General features: G+C 65.9%; 1 protein-coding gene. It reads left to right on the top strand.

Annotated features, from left to right (window positions below):
- Window positions 1-586: DUF5801 repeats-in-toxin domain-containing protein (locus tag EN964_RS36590; protein ID WP_245490762.1), on the top strand; the 586-nt coding region annotated here is incomplete at both ends.

Genomic DNA, 586 nt, shown 5'->3' with positions numbered 1-586 from the left:
GCCGGTCAGCCTGAATGCCGACAATCTGGTGACGCTGACGGCAACGATCACCGACAAGGACGGCGACAGCTCGGCTGCGACGCTCAACATCGGCCAGAACCTGACCTTCCTCGATGACGGCCCGACGATCTCTGCGCCTGGCGCCAGCAACTCGCTGACGGTCGACGAGACGGTCCTCGCGACCAACGACACGCAGAGCTTCGCCGGTGCCTTCACGTCGAGCTATGGCGCCGACGGCGCTGGTGCGATCACCTATGCGCTTGGCTTCAATGCCGGAGCGACCGGTCTGGTCGACACGGCGAGCGGCCAGGCCGTGGTGCTGAGCCTCGAAGCCGGCCAGGTGGTTGGCCGTGCGGGTATTGGCGGCGCGATCGTGTTCACGGTCACCACCGATGCGTCGGGCAATGTGACGCTCGACCAGCAGCGTGCGGTCGTCCATCCGACGGCCAACCCGAACGAGCCGGTCAGCCTGAATGCCGACAATCTGGTGACGCTGACGGCAACGATCACCGACAAGGACGGCGACAGCTCGGCTGCGACGCTCAACATCGGCCAGAACCTGACCTTCCTCGATGACGGCCCGACG

The organism is Mesorhizobium sp. M7A.F.Ca.CA.001.10.2.1 (assembly GCF_003998575.1).
Taxonomy (GTDB): Bacteria; Pseudomonadota; Alphaproteobacteria; order Rhizobiales; family Rhizobiaceae; genus Mesorhizobium.
This window is presented reverse-complemented; position numbering and strand designations above follow the sequence as displayed.